General features: G+C 72.0%; 20 protein-coding genes. 12 read left to right on the top strand and 8 right to left on the bottom strand.

Translation table 11 applies throughout. The features are described 5' to 3' along the window. The first annotated feature begins 133 nt into the window (after positions 1 to 133). The gene (hemW, locus tag Nocox_RS10715) at positions 134 to 1354 is read left to right on the top strand and encodes a radical SAM family heme chaperone HemW (protein ID WP_020541827.1); all 1221 of its coding nucleotides are present in this window, start codon (positions 134 to 136) and stop codon (positions 1352 to 1354) included. On the opposite strand, the gene Nocox_RS10720 is transcribed toward hemW, so the two are convergent. From Nocox_RS10720 to Nocox_RS10730, 3 genes are read right to left on the bottom strand one after another with little or no spacing between them, the layout of a single operon-like run. Continuing rightward, positions 1351 to 2040, bottom strand: coding sequence for a DUF4870 domain-containing protein (locus tag Nocox_RS10720; RefSeq protein WP_246649766.1), 690 nt, complete (start codon positions 2038 to 2040; stop codon positions 1351 to 1353). The two genes, hemW and Nocox_RS10720, sit on opposite strands and share 4 nt — an antisense overlap. Beyond that, positions 2037 to 2855 (bottom strand): DUF3097 domain-containing protein, encoded by an 819-nt coding sequence (locus Nocox_RS10725; protein ID WP_020541829.1) that lies wholly within the window; start codon positions 2853 to 2855, stop codon positions 2037 to 2039. The genes Nocox_RS10720 and Nocox_RS10725 overlap by 4 nt, the downstream gene beginning before the upstream one ends. 18 nt (positions 2856 to 2873) lie before the next feature. Continuing rightward, on the bottom strand, positions 2874 to 3407 hold the full coding sequence (locus tag Nocox_RS10730; protein ID WP_020541830.1) for a hypothetical protein: 534 nt from the start codon (positions 3405 to 3407) through the stop codon (positions 2874 to 2876). A gap of 382 nt (positions 3408 to 3789) precedes the next feature. Here Nocox_RS10730 and hrcA point away from each other — a divergent pair, with 382 nt between their 5' ends. The 3 genes from hrcA to Nocox_RS10745 are packed head-to-tail and all read left to right on the top strand — an operon-like array spanning position 3790 to position 6681. Then, complete coding sequence (hrcA, locus tag Nocox_RS10735; RefSeq protein ID WP_020541831.1) at positions 3790 to 4803, top strand: heat-inducible transcriptional repressor HrcA; 1014 nt, start codon at positions 3790 to 3792, stop codon at positions 4801 to 4803. An 11-nt stretch (positions 4804 to 4814) separates the two neighbouring features. After that, entirely contained in the window at positions 4815 to 5951 is a 1137-nt protein-coding gene (dnaJ, locus tag Nocox_RS10740) for a molecular chaperone DnaJ (RefSeq protein WP_020541832.1), read from the top strand. 1 nt (position 5952) lies between these two features. Then, positions 5953 to 6681, top strand: a complete 729-nt coding sequence (locus Nocox_RS10745; protein ID WP_026214053.1) for a 16S rRNA (uracil(1498)-N(3))-methyltransferase — start codon at positions 5953 to 5955, stop codon at positions 6679 to 6681. 148 nt (positions 6682 to 6829) lie between these two features. Here the strand turns inward: Nocox_RS10745 and Nocox_RS10750 are convergent, their stop codons facing one another. Together Nocox_RS10750 and Nocox_RS10755 are read right to left on the bottom strand one after the other, a co-directional pair. Beyond that, on the bottom strand, positions 6830 to 7471 hold the full coding sequence (locus tag Nocox_RS10750) for a hypothetical protein (protein WP_020541834.1): 642 nt from the start codon (positions 7469 to 7471) through the stop codon (positions 6830 to 6832). Further along, complete coding sequence (locus Nocox_RS10755) at positions 7468 to 7980, bottom strand: SigE family RNA polymerase sigma factor (RefSeq protein WP_033408433.1); 513 nt, start codon at positions 7978 to 7980, stop codon at positions 7468 to 7470. Before Nocox_RS10755 ends, Nocox_RS10750 begins: the two co-directional genes overlap by 4 nt. Positions 7981 to 8258: 278 nt before the next feature. Between Nocox_RS10755 and Nocox_RS10760 the strand changes: the two genes are divergently transcribed. The 8 genes from Nocox_RS10760 (at position 8259) to era (ending at position 14235) form a co-directional block, all read left to right on the top strand. Next, positions 8259 to 8603 carry a histidine triad nucleotide-binding protein gene (locus tag Nocox_RS10760; protein WP_020541836.1) on the top strand — a complete coding sequence of 115 codons (345 nt, stop codon included), beginning with the start codon at positions 8259 to 8261 and terminating at the stop codon, positions 8601 to 8603. A gap of 125 nt (positions 8604 to 8728) precedes the next feature. Next, positions 8729 to 9769, top strand: a complete 1041-nt coding sequence (locus Nocox_RS10765) for a PhoH family protein (protein ID WP_026214054.1) — start codon at positions 8729 to 8731, stop codon at positions 9767 to 9769. Further along, positions 9766 to 10242: an rRNA maturation RNase YbeY gene (ybeY, locus tag Nocox_RS10770; protein ID WP_020541838.1), complete on the top strand. Its 477-nt coding sequence runs from the start codon at positions 9766 to 9768 to the stop codon at positions 10240 to 10242. The genes Nocox_RS10765 and ybeY overlap by 4 nt, the downstream gene beginning before the upstream one ends. Beyond that, positions 10215 to 11546 carry a hemolysin family protein gene (locus Nocox_RS10775; RefSeq protein WP_033408407.1) on the top strand — a complete coding sequence of 444 codons (1332 nt, stop codon included), beginning with the start codon at positions 10215 to 10217 and terminating at the stop codon, positions 11544 to 11546. The genes ybeY and Nocox_RS10775 overlap by 28 nt, the downstream gene beginning before the upstream one ends. 300 nt (positions 11547 to 11846) lie before the next feature. After that, positions 11847 to 12503: a hypothetical protein gene (locus Nocox_RS10780; protein ID WP_157382897.1), complete on the top strand. Its 657-nt coding sequence runs from the start codon at positions 11847 to 11849 to the stop codon at positions 12501 to 12503. A gap of 10 nt (positions 12504 to 12513) precedes the next feature. After that, positions 12514 to 12831, top strand: coding sequence for a cytidine/deoxycytidylate deaminase family protein (locus Nocox_RS10785; protein WP_020541841.1), 318 nt, complete (start codon positions 12514 to 12516; stop codon positions 12829 to 12831). A 1-nt stretch (position 12832) separates the two neighbouring features. Beyond that, positions 12833 to 13312 (top strand): NUDIX domain-containing protein, encoded by a 480-nt coding sequence (locus Nocox_RS10790; protein WP_020541842.1) that lies wholly within the window; start codon positions 12833 to 12835, stop codon positions 13310 to 13312. 14 nt (positions 13313 to 13326) lie between these two features. Continuing rightward, entirely contained in the window at positions 13327 to 14235 is a 909-nt protein-coding gene (gene era / locus Nocox_RS10795; protein ID WP_246649767.1) for a GTPase Era, read from the top strand. Here era and Nocox_RS10800 read toward each other — a convergent pair. The 3 genes from Nocox_RS10800 to ureG are packed head-to-tail and all read right to left on the bottom strand — an operon-like array spanning position 14226 to position 16274. Then, positions 14226 to 14702 carry a hypothetical protein gene (locus Nocox_RS10800; protein ID WP_020541844.1) on the bottom strand — a complete coding sequence of 159 codons (477 nt, stop codon included), beginning with the start codon at positions 14700 to 14702 and terminating at the stop codon, positions 14226 to 14228. The two genes, era and Nocox_RS10800, sit on opposite strands and share 10 nt — an antisense overlap. A gap of 4 nt (positions 14703 to 14706) precedes the next feature. After that, complete coding sequence (locus tag Nocox_RS10805; RefSeq protein WP_020541845.1) at positions 14707 to 15540, bottom strand: urease accessory protein UreD; 834 nt, start codon at positions 15538 to 15540, stop codon at positions 14707 to 14709. 59 nt (positions 15541 to 15599) lie between these two features. Then, complete coding sequence (ureG, locus tag Nocox_RS10810) at positions 15600 to 16274, bottom strand: urease accessory protein UreG (RefSeq protein WP_020541846.1); 675 nt, start codon at positions 16272 to 16274, stop codon at positions 15600 to 15602. Positions 16275 to 16280: the final 6 nt, after the last annotated feature.

Here is a 16280-nt window from a genome sequence, read left to right on the forward strand (position 1 = left end):
GAGAGACCTCAACTTATAAGAAACTTTCCTATAAGTAAGTTGAGGTGATGGTAAGGCTCCCGCACCAGGCCGTCAACGATCCCGGAGGCGGCTCGGTTACGGACCACTGCCCGGCGACCGGCAGACTGGAAGGGTGCCATCCACCCTTCCCGACGGCGACCCCGCGCCCACCACGGGCGAGCTGCCCGACAGCGCCCTGCGCGGTCTCGGCGAGCGGCCGTTCGGCTTCTACGTCCACGTGCCGTTCTGCGTGACCCGCTGCGGCTACTGCGACTTCAACACCTACACCGCCGCCGAGCTCGGCCCGGGCGCCTCCCAGCGCGACTACGCCGACACGGTCGTGGAGGAGGTGCGCCTCGCCCGGCGCGTCCTGGGCGAGCGCGAGCTGCCGGTGGACACCGTGTTCTTCGGCGGCGGCACCCCCACCCTGCTGCCGCCCGAGGATCTGGCGCGCGTCCTCGCGGCGATCGACTCCGAGTTCGGGCTGCGGCCAGGGGCCGAGGTCACCACGGAGGCCAACCCCGAGTCCGTCGACCCTCCGGCGCTGGAGAAGCTGCGCCACGGCGGGTTCAACCGCATCAGCTTCGGCATGCAGAGCGCGCGCGAGCACGTGCTGCGCGTGCTCGACCGCAAGCACACGCCCGGACGGCCGGCGGCCGCCGTGCGTGAGGCCAGGCAGGCCGGGTTCGAGCACGTCAACCTCGACCTCATCTACAGCACGCCGGGCGAGTCCGACGACGACTGGCGGGCCTCGCTCGCCGCCGCGATCGAGGCCGGGCCCGACCACGTGTCGGCCTACTCCCTCATCGTCGAGGAGGGCACCAGGCTCGCCGCCCGCATCCGGCGCGGCGAACTGCCCGTGCCCGACGACGACGTGGCCGCCGACCGCTACCTCATCGCCGACGAGATGCTGGCCGAGGCCGGATTCCACTGGTACGAGGTGTCCAACTGGGCGGCCTCCGAGCAGGCCCGCTGCCGCCACAACCTGCTCTACTGGACCGGCGGCGACTGGTGGGCGGCCGGCCCCGGCGCGCACAGCCACGTGGGCGGCACCCGATGGTGGAACGTCAAGCACCCCGCCGCCTACGCCCAGCGCCTGGCCGCCGGCGTCTCGCCCGCCCACTCCCGCGAGGTCTTGGGCGCGGACGACCGCGCCGCCGAACGCCTCATGCTGGAGCTGCGCCTGGTCACCGGCTACCCCCTCGGCGACGTGGCGCCGGCGGCGCGCCCGGTGGTGGCGGACGCGCTGGCGCGGGGGCTGCTGGAGCCCGAGCCGTTCAAGGCCGGGCTGATGGTGCTCACGCTGAGGGGGCGGCTGCTGGCCGACGCCCTCGTCCGCGACCTGCTGGTCTAGGTGATCATCCGGATGGAGAGCGGGTAGCGGTACCGCTGGCCCTTGTTCGTGGCCACGGCCGCCTGGATGTGGAAGATCAGCGACAGCACCCAGATCACCGGGAGCAGCAGGACGCCGATGAACACCAGCGACAGGACGGCCGCCACGACATAGCCGATGAACATCGTGATCTGGAAGTTCAGCGCCTCCGCCGCCTGGTCGCGGACGTAGGGGGACTGGTCGCGCTTCATCAGGTAGATGATCAGCGGGCCGATCCAGGAGGCGAGCAGGCCGAGGAGGTGCGCCAGCATCGCCATAGTGGTGTCGTCGCTGCCGGGGCGGGGGCCGAACCTGCCCGGCACGTACGGCTCGCCGGGCGCCTGCGCGTGACCGTAGCCGGGCGGGGGCTGCTGGGGGTAACCGTAGCCGGGTTGCTGCCCGTAGCCGTAGCCCGGCTGCTGGCCGTACCCGTAGCCGGGCGGCGGTGGGGGTGGGGGCTGCTGCCCGTAGGCGGGCTGGGAGGGGGGTTGCTGGCCGTATCCGTACTGCGGTTGGGATGGAGGTTGCTGGCCGTACCCGTACTGCGGCTGCTGGCCGTAGCCCGGTTGCTGGGGGCCGCTGCCCTGGCCCGGGGGGACGGCCGACGGCGGTACGTACCGGGTCGCGTCGTCGTCGGGCGGCGAGGTGTGGGGATCCTGGCTCATCATGTCTCAGTCTCCGTAACGAAGTCGATCAGTTCCTCGACCCGGCCGAGCAGCTCCGGCTCCAGGTCCGTGAAGGTCGAGACGGCGCCGAGGATGCGCCGCCAGGCGTCGGCCGGCTCCACGCGCCAGCCCAGGGCGGCGATCACGCCTTCCTTCCACGGCACCCCGCGCGGCACGTCGGGCCAGGCGGGGATGCGCAGCACGGACGGCTTGACCGCCTGCCAGATGTCGACGAACGGGTGTCCCACCACGAGCACGTCCGGCGAGGTGATCTCAGCGGCGATGCGGCTCTCCTTGGAGCCGGGGACGAGGTGGTCCACGAGGACCCCCAGCCGCCGCCCCGGCTCGGGGCCGAACTCGGCGACGATGTCCGGCAGGTGGTCCACGCCTTCGAGGTATTCGACCACGACCCCTTCGACCCGCAGGTCGTGGCCCCAGATCTTCTCGACGAGCGCGGCGTCGTGCACGCCCTCGACGTAGATGCGGCTCTCCCTGGCCACGCGGGCCCGCAGCCCCTCGACGGCGATCGAGCCCGACGCGCTGCGCCGGGGGCCGGCGGGGGCGGCGGCGGCCGGTGCGGGGCGCACCAGGGTCACCGGCTTTCCCTCCAGGAGGAACGCGGCCGGCGCCAGCGGGAACAGCCGCCGCCTGCCGAACCGGTCCTCCAGCGTCACGGCCTCCTTGTCGCAGGCCACGACGGCGCCGCAGAAGCCGCTGTCGGCGTCCTCCACGACGAGATCCGGCTCGGCGGGCACCTTCGGAATCTTGCCCCTGCCGGGCCGCCGCCAGTCACCCGCCAGAACATCGCCCTCGTACACAGGGGGGACCGTAGCAAATCACCCGGCCGCCGCGAGACGCTTGCGCGCCGAGGAGCGGCGTACCAGGACGACGACGGTGACGATGATCGCGAGCAGGATGCCCGCGCCGGGGATCGCGAGCAGCGCGACGACCCCGCCGACCACTCCGCCGGCGGCGGACGACAGCGGCTTGCCGATGCCGTACCTGACCGTGGCCGACTCCTCGTTGCTGCAGGTGAGCTGGTAGTCGCCCGTGGCGGGGGCGTTGACCACGAGGATCTGCTCCCACACGACGCCGTTGACCGTGACGGTCTGCGAGCCGCTGGTCCTGGCCAGCTTGGCCTGGCCGGAGCCGCCGGCGATCTGGCACGTGTAGTTGACCGGCCCGCCTGCGGAGACGTAGACGGCGGGCTTGTCGGCCGGGTCGACCGCGACGGTGACGCTCTCGCCCGAGGCGAACGTCTTGGTGGGCGCGAGGTCGCTCACGCCGCCGACGACGCCGTTCACGAAGAGCACGATGCCGACGACGCCGCAGAGCACGGCCACGATCCAGGCGCCGCCGACCCACCACAACCTGGGTTTGATGGCTTTGGAATCGATTCGTGGTGGGAAGTGTGGTTGTTGGCCGTATTGTCCGTACTGAGGCGGCGGGCCGTACGGCTGCGAAGGTGCGCCGAAACCGGGCTGGCCACTGTATCCGGGCTGCGGGCCGTATCCGGGCTGAGGCGGGAGAGGCTGAGGCTGGTACGGACCCTGTCCGGGCGGTGGCCCGTACGGGGGCTGTGCATTGTCCGACATGTCGGCAAGTGTGAAGCCTGTCGCTTGTAAGACGCTAGCAAGAGGATGGGAGCCGGTGTCATCGCACCCTGTGGGCGGGAGCCGTACACTTGGCACTCGGGAACACAGAGTGCTAGGCACCGCGTTTTCCCTACGGGCAGAGGCAGGAGGTGAGCACGTGCTCGACGATCGGAAGCTGGCGGTGCTCCGCGCCATTGTCGAGGACTACGTGTCCACCAACGAACCGGTGGGCTCCAAGGCGCTGGCCGAGCGCCACAATCTGAAGGTCTCCCCGGCGACGGTCAGGAACGACATGGCCGCGCTGGAGGAGGAGGGCTACATCACCCAGCCGCACACGAGCGCGGGGCGGGTGCCGACGGACAAGGGCTACCGCCTGTTCGTCGACCGGCTCTCGCAGATCAAGCCGTTGTCGGGCGCCGAACGCCGGGCGATCGAGACGTTCCTGGCCGGCGCGGTGGACCTGGACGACGTGGTCATGCGCACGGTGCGGCTGCTCGCGCAGCTCACCCGGCAGGTGGCCGTCGTGCAATACCCCACGCTCACCCGTTCGACCGTCCGGCACGTCGAGCTGGTGCCACTGAGCGAGCGCCGCGTCATGCTGGTGCTCATCACCAACACCGGCCGCGTCGAGCAGCGCGTCGTCGAGCTGCCCGAGGCGCTGGAGGACACCCGCATCGCGCACCTGCGCGCGGTGCTCAACTCCGGCCTCGACGGCTGCCAGCTCAGCAGCGTTCCCGAGCTGGTCGCCGACCTGCCGGAGCGGCTGCCCGCCGAGGACCGCCCGGCCGCCGCCACGATCCTGTCCGTGCTGCTGGAAACCCTGGTGGAGCGGTACGACGAGAAGATCGTTTTCGCGGGCGCGGCCAACCTCGCCGGAGCCGACTTCTCCATCGGCCTCCGCGACGTGCTGGAGGCGCTGGAGGAGCAGGTCGTGCTCATGCGGCTGCTCGGCGAGACCTCCCCCGACACCCCGTCCGCGCTCACCGTACGGATCGGCTCGGAAAACCCCTACCTCCAGGGCACATCCGTGGTCGCAACCGGATACGGTCTTGGCGACAACCAACTGGCCCGGCTCGGTGTGCTGGGTCCCACCAGGATGGACTATCCCGTGACGATGGGCGCCGTGCGCGCGGTGGCTCGCTACGTCAGCCAGATCCTGGCTGCATCATAAGAGGTCGATAAGTGGCAAACAGCGACTACTACGCCACCCTCGGGGTGCGGCGTGACGCGAGTCAGGACGAGATCAAGAAGGCATACCGCCGGCTCGCCCGCGAGTTGCACCCCGACGTGAACCCCGATCCTGACACCCAGGAGCGGTTCAAGGAGATCACGCAGGCCTACGAGGTGCTGTCCGACCCCAACAAGCGCCAGATGTACGACCTGGGGGGCGACTCCACCTTCGCCGGCGCGGGAGCGGGCGCCGGGGGCTTCGGCGCGGGCTTCCCGTTCAGCGACATCATGGACGCCTTCTTCGGCACCGCCGCCGGCGCCCGCGGCCCGCGCTCGCGCGCCCGGCGTGGCCGCAACGCCACCATCAGGGTCGAGCTCGACCTGCGCGAGACGGCGTTCGGCACCACCCGCGAGCTGGTCGTCGACACCGCCGTGGTGTGCGAGGTCTGCCACGGCGCCGGCGCCTCGCCCGGCACCCACCCCGACACCTGCGACATGTGCAGCGGGCGTGGCGAGATCTCCCAGGTCACCCGCTCGTTCCTGGGCCAGGTCATGACCTCGCGGCCGTGCCCGCAGTGCGGCGGCTTCGGCACCATCATCCGCCACCCCTGCCAGGAGTGCTCCGGCGACGGCCGGGTGCGCACCCGCCGCACCATCAAGGTCCGCATCCCCGCGGGCGTCGAGGACGGCACCCACATCCAGCTCGCCGGAGAGGGCGAGGTCGGTCCCGGCGGCGGCCCGCCCGGAGACCTGTTCCTGGAGATCGTCGAGCGGGCCCACGAGATCTTCGAACGGCGCGGCGACGACCTCCACTGCACCGTCCAGCTCCCGATGACGGCCGCCGCGCTCGGCACCGTCCTCGCGGTCGAGACGCTCGACGGCACCGAGGAGGTCGACGTCCGGCCCGGCACGCAGTCCGGCCAGGTCATCACCATGTTCGGGCGGGGCGTGCAGCGCCTCAACGAGTCCGGCCGGGGCGACCTGCTCATCCACGTCAACGTCGAGACCCCTTCGAAGCTCGACACCCAGCAGGAGGACCTGCTGCGCGAGCTGGCCAGGCTGCGGGGCGAGGAGCGCCCGCCGGGCAAGTTCGCGCCGGGGCAGCAGGGCTTCTTCTCGCGGCTGCGCGACGCGTTCAACGGCAGGTGACGTGAGCGTTCCGGTGTTCATCGCCCAGGAGCTGGGCGACGGTCCGGGGCTGACGCTCGACGGTCCCGAGGGACGCCACGCCGCCGCGGTGCGCCGCCTGCGGGCCGGCGAGCGGGTGGACCTCACCGACGGCGCCGGCCGGGTCGCCGAGTGCGTGGTGCGCGAGGTGGCCAAGGACGCGCTCGGGCTGGACGTGCTGCGCCGCTACGAGGTGCCGGCGCCGCGGCCACGGCTGGTCGTCGTGCAGGGGCTGCCCAAGGGCGACAGGGGCGAGCTGGCCGTCGAGATGATGACCGAGGCCGGGGTGGACGTCGTCGTCCCCTGGCCGGCCTCGCGCAGCATCGCCCAGTGGAAGGGCGACAAGGTCGCGAAGGGGCTCGGCCGCTGGCGTGCGACCGCGCGCGAGGCGGGCAAGCAGTCCCGCCGCTTCCACCTGCCCGAGGTGAGCGAGCCGGCCACCACCGCGCGGGTGGCGGAGCTGCTGTCCGGCGCGGCGCTGGGGCTGGTGCTGCACGAGGAGGCGGCCGAGCCGCTGTCGAAGGTGGCGCTGCCGGTCGAGGGCGACATCGTGGTGGTCGTCGGGCCCGAGGGCGGCGTCTCGGGCGAGGAGCTCGACCGGTTCAGGGCCGCGGGAGCGGTGCCGGTGCTGCTCGGGCCGACGGTGCTGCGCACGTCCACGGCGGGGGTGGCCGCGGCGGCCGTGCTGCTCACGCGCACGGGCCGGTGGTGAGCCGCCAGGCGACGGCGGGCACGGTGTGGTGGAGAGCCGCCAGGCGACAGCGGCACGGCGTGGTGGAGAGCCGCCAGGCGACAGCGGCACGGTGTGGTGGTGGACCGCCCGCCGACAGCGGGTACGGCGTGGTGGATCGCCCGAGGGCTTACGGGGTGGTGGTGGCGCCGCCGGTCTCCAGGAGCGGGGTGGCGATGTCGGCGGGGCTCTCGCTGATGGCGTCCGCCGGGCACTGGTCGGTGGGGCAGGTCGAGGGCTGAACGGTCGGGTCGGCCTCCGTGGGGGCCGGTGACGGTGAGGCGGCCGGGCAGTCGTCCGGGGTCGTGTCCACGGACGGGCAGGCGGTGGCCTCCGCGCTCGGCGTCGGCGACGGCCGGCTCGTGGACCCGGCGGTCCTGGGCGGCTTGCTCGGCGTCGGAGAGGTGGGCTCGGCAGGGACGACGACGACCGGGTCGTCCTGGCTGGCCGGAGGCGGGGGCGGCTGCTGGGAGCGGGTGGTGGAGGAGTTGGACGGCACCCTGCCGGTCGTCTCCTGGTCGACCACCGTGATCGGGCTCTCGTTGATCACCTTGGACCGCAGTTCGGGCACCGCCAGGACGATCGTGCCCGCCACCAGGACGGCGCTCGCGGCCGCCGCGCCGGCCCGCCACCAGAACAGGTTGCGGACGCCGCGCCGCTCGATCCGGGCACGGATGATCTCCAGACCGTCCGGCGAGGGCACGACCGCGTCCGCCTCCGCGCGGAGCGCACGGCGGAGGAGGTCGCCGTGCTCGTCGGGGGGCAGGGTCATGACATTTTCTCCAGGACGGATCGCAACGCGGCCATGCCACGGGCGGTGTGGCTCTTGACCGCGCCCTTGCTGATGCCCATGGCGTGAGCGATCTCAGCTTCGGACAGATCACCGTAATACCGCAGAACCAGTGCTTCTCTCTGCCTGGTCGGGAGGGCCCGTAACGCCTCGATGACGGCGGACCGTTCCAGCTCACCGATGGCGCCGTTCTCGGCGCTCGGCGCGTCGGGCAGGCCCTTGGGGGCGTACTTCTCGACGACCGCGCGGTGGCGCAGCACGGAACGCGAGCGGTTGACGACGGACTGGCGGAGGTAGGCGAGTGCTTTGTCGGGGTCGCGCAGCCTGCGCCAGGCGCCGTGAATGGCGACGAACGCGTCCTGCACGACCTCCTCGGCGGTCGCGATGTCGCGCACCAGCAACACAGCGAGACGCACCAATGACCGAAAGTGCGCGCTGTAGAGCGCGGTAACAGCCATGTCGGCATCCCACTCGACCGGCACCGCCCCCATCGACCTGTCGGCCAGAAGGGTTTCGGTGGTCACATCAGTGGGACGCGCGGGCTTCCCAGAGGGTTTACGCTCTTCCGGTTCTTGAGGTTTCCCCGGTTCCTTAGGGTGCATTACCCAGTCGTGTCCTCGCCAGGTGGCGCTCGCCCGACCCTGAATCGTCTGTTTTGTTGAAGTGTCGCACACCCACCCTAACCGCGTTGATCTTCCCGCGCACGACACCGCCGATTACCGATTCGCAACGGACCGGCCAACGGGAGGCGGGTCGGTATGGTGCTGCTGTGAAGGACTGCCTCTTCTGTAAAATCGTCGCCAAGGAGATTCCCGCCGAGATCGTCTACGAAACCGGCAGGACACTGGCGTTCCGCGACATCGACCCCAAGGCCCCGACCCACGTCCTGGTGATCCCGAAGGAGCACCACGCCGACGCGGCGGCGCTCGCCGAGGCCGACGACGGGCTGACCGACGAGGTGCTGAAGACCGCGCACGCCGTGGCCGTGCTCGACCAGGTGGCCGAGAGCGGCTACCGCGTCGTCTTCAACACCGGCCCCGCCGCCGGGCAGACCGTCTTCCACACGCACGCCCACGTGCTGGGTGGCCGCGACCTCACCTGGCCGCCCGGTTAGACCGTTGTGGTGGCGCGAGGGGCCGGTGCGGTGATATTGACGAGAGCAATCCGCCTGGCCCCGGATACGATGGTCGGAGAAGAACTCCGCAAGAGACCGGGAGGCATCAGGCCGCGGGCCTGCCCATGTCCGAACTACATGAATCCCGACGCACGGCACCTCCCTCGCGCACACAAGCCAAGGTGCTGATTCCGGACGAATACCCGATGGTCAGCCTCCTTGGCTCCCGCGACGAGCTGCTTCGCGTCATCGAGGGCGCCTTCAGGGCCGACATCCACGTACGGGGCAACGAGATCACCGTCACCGGCAGCCCGGACGAGAGCGGCGCCGTGGTGCGCCTGTTCGAGGAGCTGGTCGAGGTGCTCCGCAGCGGCGGCGAGCTCACCCCCGACGCGGTCGAGCGCAGCATCGCGATGTTGCGCATGACCTCCGACCGCCCCGCCGAGGTGCTGTCGCTCGACATCCTGTCCTCGCGCGGCCGTACGATCAGGCCCAAGACCGTCAACCAGAAGCGCTACGTCGACGCGATCGACAAGCACACGGTCGTCTTCGGCATCGGCCCCGCCGGCACCGGCAAAACCTACCTGGCGATGGCCAAGGCGGTCCGGGCGCTGCAGGAGAAGCGGGTCAACCGCATCATCCTGACCCGGCCGGCGGTCGAGGCGGGCGAGCGGCTCGGCTTCCTGCCCGGCACGCTCTACGAGAAGATCGACCCCTACCTGCGCCCGCTCTACGACGCGCTGCACGACATGGTCGACCCCGACTCCATCCCCAAGCTGATGGCCGCGGGGACGATCGAGGTCGCGCCGCTCGCCTACATGCGCGGAAGGACGCTCAACGACGCCTTCATCATCCTCGACGAGGCCCAGAACTCCTCGGCCGAGCAGATGAAGATGTTCCTCACCCGGCTGGGCTTCAACTCCAAGATCGTGGTGACCGGCGACGTCACGCAGGTCGACCTGCCCTCGGGCACGGTCAGCGGGCTGCGGGTGGTCCAGGAGATCCTCGACGGCATCCCCGACATCCACTTCGCCCGCCTGTCCAGCGCCGACGTCGTCCGCCACAAGCTGGTGAGCGAGATCGTCGACGCCTACGGGCGCTACGACGCCTCGCAGGCCGCCCAGGAGCCCAAGGCCATCCAGCAGCGAGGGAAGCGCCGGCCATGAGCATCGAGATCAACAACGAGTCCGGCGTGGGCGTCGACGAGGAGAGCCTGGTCGCGCTGGCCACGCACGTGCTCGCCGAGATGGGCATCAACCCGCTCGCCGAGCTGTCCATCGTCGTGATCGACGAGGACGCCATGGCCGAGCTGCACGAGAAGTGGATGGGCGAGCCAGGCCCGACCGACGTGCTCGCCTTCCCGATGGACGAGCTGCGGCCCGGCGGAGGCGCGCGCGGCGACTCCGAGAGCCCGGCCGACCCGGCGCTCCTCGGCGACGTCGTGCTCTGCCCGCAGGTGGCCGCCCGGCAGGCCGAGGAGGCCGGCCACGCCACCGCCGACGAGCTGGAGCTGCTGTGCACGCACGGCATCCTCCACCTCCTCGGCTACGACCACGCGGAGCCGGAGGAGCACAAGGAGATGTTCGGGCTCCAGTCCCAGCTCCTGGAGTCATGGCAGGAGGTGCGCAACCCGCGGTGAACGTGCCCTGGTTGCTCCTGGCCATCGCCCTCGTGATCATCGGTGGCCTGATCGCCAGTGAGGAGACGGCGCTGACGCGCATCTCCCGCGTCCGGGCCGAGGAGTTCGTCCGCGAGGGCCGGCGGGGGGCGCGGCGGCTGCAGGCCATCGTGACCGACCCGCCGCGCTATCTCAACCTGCTCCTGCTGCTGCGGCTGAGCTGCGAGCTGGTGGCCACCGTCATCGCCACGCTGCTGTTCATCGACGTCATGGAGGACCAGGGCTGGGCGTACGTCTGGGCCGCGGTCGTGATGATCGTGATCAGCTACGTGGTGGTCGGGGTCATGCCCCGCACGCTGGGCCGCCAGCACGCCGAGCCGGTCGCGCTGGCCGGAGCGCCGGTCGTCTACGGGCTCACCCGCATCTTCGGCCCGCTGCCCAAGCTGCTCATCCTGCTCGGCAACGCGCTCACGCCCGGCAAGGGGTTCCGCGACGGCCCGTTCACCTCGGAGGCCGAGCTGCGCGACCTGGTCGACCTGGCCGAGGAGCGCCGGGTGATCGAGCCCGACGAGCGCGAGATGATCCACTCGGTGTTCGAGCTGGGCGACACGCTGGTGCGCGAGGTCATGGTGCCCCGCACCGACATGGTCTACATCGAGCGCGGCAAGACGATCAGCCAGGCGCTGTCGCTGGCGCTGCGCAGCGGGTTCTCCCGCATCCCGGTCGTGGGCGAGAACGAGGACGACGTCGTCGGCATCGCCTACCTCAAGGACATCGCCCGCAAGATCCACGAGTCGGGCGAGGGCGGCGGCAAGGAGCCGGTCGAGACCATCATGCGGCCGGCCGCGTACGTGCCGGAGAGCAAGCCCATCGACCAGCTCATGCGCGAGATGCAGGCCCGGCAGATCCACATCGCCATCGTCATCGACGAGTACGGCGGCACCGCCGGCCTGGTCACCATCGAGGACGTCCTGGAGGAGATCGTCGGCGAGATCACCGACGAGTACGACCAGGAGGCCCCCCGCGTGGAGCGGGTCCCCGACGGCGCCCTGCGGGTCACCGCCCGGATGCCGGTCGACGAGCTGGGCGAGCTGTTCGACACCGAGATCGAGGTCGACGACGTGGAGACCGTCGGCGGCCTGCTGGCCCACGCCCTCGGCCGGGTGCCCATCGCGGGGTCCCACGCGGAGGTGGCCGGGCTGTCGCTGACCGCGGAGACACTGGCCGGCCGGCGCAACCGCATCAGCACGGTCGTCGTACGCCGCCTGACCCGCCACGAGGCGGACGAGGAGTCCGTCCCGGCGAGCGCGGCGGGGCAGGAGTAGGGCGGCGAGGGCTGCTCGCAAGCGATCTACAAGTTTTCTGCAAGCACCCTCCGGCACTCTCTGAAGCACGACATCCAGTGCGGTGGGTGTCAAGGGGGAGACGTCCGAACGCCGGGTGGGGTTCGCGGCGGGAGGACGACTCCAGGGGGGACGACAGCGTCCCGGCCGGGCTGCCGGCTGAGACGCTGATCGGCGTAAAGGGTGTTCTCGTCCGGTGCAGACCGGATGAGGACACCCTTTTTGCGCGTCGCGGAGATCCCCATGGGAGCTGACAGGGAATTTTCCGCGCCAGGGGGAATCATGAGACGAAGACAGGGGACCGTCGCCGCGGCCCTGCTCGCCGGAGTGCTCACCACGGTGCTCGCGGGCGCGCTGGCCGGCTGCGGCGGCGGTGGCGGGGAGAGCTTCATCGACCCGCGCGCGATGGCACAGCTGCGCGAGGCGCTCCGCAAGGAGCCCAGCCTGCCCGACGGCTTCACCGCCCGGCCCGACCAGGCGTGGCGGATGCCGTTCGGCCCGGCGCAGCGCAGTTGCAGGGAGCTGCTGGAACCGGCCGGCGGGCACGCGCCCGGCCAGGCGCTCACCGCGCAGGCCGCGGTCAGCTACCAGGGCGACGGGCTGGGGGAACAGGCCGGGGTGGGACTCGCCCGGTACGCCGGCGGTGAGGCCGGCGCCCACCTCGACGCGCTGGACAGGGCCCGCAGATCGTGCCGGGAGGTGCGTACCTCGTCGGGGACCGACCTGTGGCTGAGCGAGCTGCCCGCGGAGGCCGCCGGGCGCGAGGCCGTCGGCGCGCGCCTGCAGGGACGGCTGCACGGGTATCCGTACGCGCTGGACGTGGTCTTCTCCCGGGTGGGCGACACGCTCGTGTCGGTGGTGCACACGGGCATGAACGACGTGGACCCGGCACGCACCCGGCAGGTGGTCGACGCGGCCATGGAGATGGCCGGCGCCTAATCTAGAGCGCGTGACTCTCGATCCTGAAGACAGCAAGATCATCACCTTGGCGCGGGCGGCGCGGGCGCGCAACGGCTCGGCCGAGGGCGCCGCGGTGCGTGACGAGACCGGGCGCACGTACGCGGCGACCGACGTCAAGCTGGCCGCGCTCTCACTCTCGGCCGTCCAGGTGGCGGTGGGCATGGCGATCTCCAGCGGCGCGCGGTCCCTGGAGGCGGTCGCGCTCGTGAGCGAGGGCGAGCCGGGCGACGGCGACCGGGCCGTGGCCGCCGAGCTGGGCGTGCCGTCGCTGCTCGTGGCCGGCCCCGACGGCACGCTGCGGAGCTGACATGCCGATGTCCCCGTTCCTCGCCAGGCTGCGCGAGAAGGTGGGCGGCGAGCTGCTCATGCTGCCCGCGGTGACCGGGTTCGTCTTCGACGCGGCCGGACGGCTGCTGGTGGCCCGGCACGGCGACGTGGGCGTGTGGGCGGCGCCCGGCGGCGGCGTCGACCCCGACGAACGCCCCCAGGCCGCCGTGGCGCGCGAGCTGCGCGAGGAGCTGGGCGTCGAGATCGAGGTACGCGGCCTGATCGGCGTCTACGGCGGCCCCGAGTTCCGCGTCCACTACCCCAACGGCCACCAGGTCGGCTACGTCAACGCCGGCTACGCCTGCGTGATCGTCTCGGGCGAGCCCGAGCCCGACGGCGACGAGATCACCGGGTGCCGCTGGGTGCGCGAGGAGGAGCTGGCCGGACTCGTCACCAGCGCCTGGATGCCGCTGGTGGCGCCCGAGGCGTTCGCCTGGTGGCGTGAACACGCCCGCCGATAGGACAGAATGCAGGGGTGACTTCGCCAGACAGCCATCGCGCCGGATTCGCCTGCTTCGTGGGCAGGCCGAACGTCGGCAAGTCCACGCTGATGAACGCCCTGGTCGGCGCGAAGGTGGCGATCACCTCGTCCAAGCCCCAGACCACCCGGCGCGCCATCAGGGGCATCGTGCACCGTCCCGACGCCCAGCTCGTGATCGTGGACACCCCCGGCCTGCACCGCCCGCGCACGCTGCTCGGCGAGCGGCTGGACAGCCTGGTGCTGTCCACGCTGACCGAGGTGGACGTGATCGGCTTCTGCGTGCCGGCCAACGAGCCGATCGGCAAGGGCGACCGGTTCATCGCCGACAAGCTGTCGGCGGTGAAGAAGACGCCGGTCGTGGCCGTGGTCACCAAGTGCGACCTGGCCTCGCGCGACCAGATCGCCGAGCAGCTGCTCGCGGTGTCGCAGATCGCGGAGTTCGCCGACGTGGTGCCGGTCTCGGCGCAGTCCGGCGAGCAGCTCGACGTCGTCGGCGACGTGCTGATCAAGCACCTGCCGGAGTCGCCGCCCCTCTACGAGGACGGCACCCTCACCGACGAGCCCGAGCAGGTGCTGGTCGGCGAGCTGATCAGGGAGGCGGCGCTGGAGGGCGTGCGCGACGAGCTGCCGCACTCCATCGCCGTGGTCGTCGACGAGATGCTGCCCCGCGAGGGGCGCGACGACCTGCTCGACATCTACGCCCACATGTTCGTCGAACGGCCCTCGCAGAAGGCCATCGTCATCGGGCACAAGGGTGAGCGGCTGCGCGACGTGGGCACCAAGGCCCGCAAGCAGATCGAGGCGCTGCTCGGCACCCGCGTCTACCTCGACCTGCGCATCAGCGTGGCCAAGGACTGGCAGCGCGACCCCAAGCAGCTGCGCCGCCTCGGCTTCTACGACTGAGCGCCGGGCCTGGCCCTCCTGACCAGCGCCAGCACCCCGAGCACGACGAGCGCGAGCGCGCAGGCCAGCGTGGCGAACCAGCCGGCCCTGATCACCGGCGTGACCGACAGCAGGCCGAGGTCCACCGAGACGCGGTCCCGCAGGCCGTCCCCCTGGAGCTGGAACATCAGGGTGGCGGCCACCGCCACCCCGCCGGGCAGCACGGCCAGGGCGGCGAGACGCGGATGGGCCAGCAGCCCGGCCAGCCCGCAGGCGAGCGCCACCAGCCCGGCCAGCAGCGTGGAGACGCCGAGCCCGTCGTCGATGCCGCGCACGTCGCCGGAGACCCCGGCGCCGAGCAGGCCGATCCTGGCCTCGACACCGGCCCAGGGCAGGATCGCACAGAACACGAGGAGCGCCGCGACGGCGGCCACGGCCAGCGGGTAACCGCGGCCGGGGCGGCGGGCGAGCTGCAGGTCTTCGGCCACACGATCAGGGTATGCCGGGCCGCGCGCCACGGCCACGGCCTGCGACAGTGTCGTCACCATCTCCGGACATCGCCCGCTCCGGGTCGCCCGACTCTCCCCGCTCACCATCTCCTGGCATCGCCGCCCCCTCCGCGTCTCCGGACGCCGCGCGCTCGCCGCGTTCCAGGCGGGAGCGCAGCTCCACGGCGTCCGCGGCGAGGGCCGACACCACCGTGCCGGACGCCGCCAGCGGCAGCACCGCGAGCCCGTCGGACACCAGTGGCTCCTTCGCGGTGGCGGTGAGGAACGTGGTGCCGAGGCAGCGCGCCCCGTCCAGCACCGCAGGGGAGGCGTCGAGGCCGGGGTCGCCGAGCGTGAGCTCCTGCCGCAGCAGCGGGCGGCCGGCGAGCGTGGCGTCGAAGCGGGTGCGGCAGCGGCCGGGCCGTTCGCCGTGCCGGCCGAGCACGATCTCCTCGCGCCACAGCACGCTCGCCTCCGGCTCCAGCTCCAGGCGGACGACCAGCCGGTGCGCGCAGCCGGCGGCGAGCACCGTCGGCTCCGGGACGAACCGGAGCCGCGCGCCCGCGCCGACCCGGGCGGTGACCAGCAGCTCCGACTCGCCGGTGCCGGGCAGGACCAGCGTGCTCGCCACCGACGCCAGCTCCAGCGTCGTACGGGGAGCGACGTCCAGGTCCAGCCACAGGCGGTCACCGCCGAGCGGCCCGGCCGCCGTCGAGACCAGGTGCACGGTGTGCGGGCCGGTCTGGCGCAGCGTCAACGGCGGCGCCGAGGCCACCCGCCGCAGCACCGTCCGCCCGTCCGGCCCGAGAGCCGTCGCCAGAGCCGCCGCCGCCCGCATCCCGGCCCAGGGCCCAGGCGCGCCTTCCCCGGACGGCGCACAGGGCCGCGTGGCGGGCATCAGGGGGCTGGGGTCGCGTGGGTGTGGGACCAGGCGGTGACCTGGTCGTTCACCCAGGTCGCGACCGCCGTGGCCGAGGGCTGTTCGCGGATCGAGGTGAACAGGACCGGGCGGTCGCCGCGTACGGCGGCGGCGTCGCGATCCATCACGCCGAGGTCGGCGCCCACCATCGGCGCCAGGTCCGTCTTGTTGATCACCAGCAGGTCGGCGGTGGTGACGCCGGGCCCGCCCTTGCGCGGCACCTTGTCGCCGCCCGACACGTCCAGGACGAAGATCTGCCGGTCGGCGAGCCCGCGGCTGAAGGTGGCGGTGAGGTTGTCGCCGCCGCTCTCCACGATGACGAGGTCGAGCGGCCCGAACCGGTCCTCCAGCGTCTCGACGGCGTCGAGGTTGGCCGCGATGTCGTCGCGGATGGCGGTGTGCGGGCAGCAGCCGGTCTCGACGGCGAGGATGCGCTCGGGGTCGAGCACGCCCGCCCGGCGCAGGAAGTCGGCGTCCTCGGTGGTGTAGATGTCGTTGGTCACCACGCCCAGGGACATGGCGGGCCCGAGCGTACGGCACAGCGCGGCCACCAGGGCCGTCTTGCCGCTGCCCACGGGGCCGCCCACGCCGAGGCGCAGCGCCCGGCCGTGGCCGTCGGGAGCGTGGTGATGGTCGTCGTGACGGGCGCCCATGGGAGG

Source organism: Nonomuraea coxensis DSM 45129 (genome assembly GCF_019397265.1).
In the GTDB taxonomy this organism is placed as follows: Bacteria; Actinomycetota; Actinomycetes; order Streptosporangiales; family Streptosporangiaceae; genus Nonomuraea; species Nonomuraea coxensis.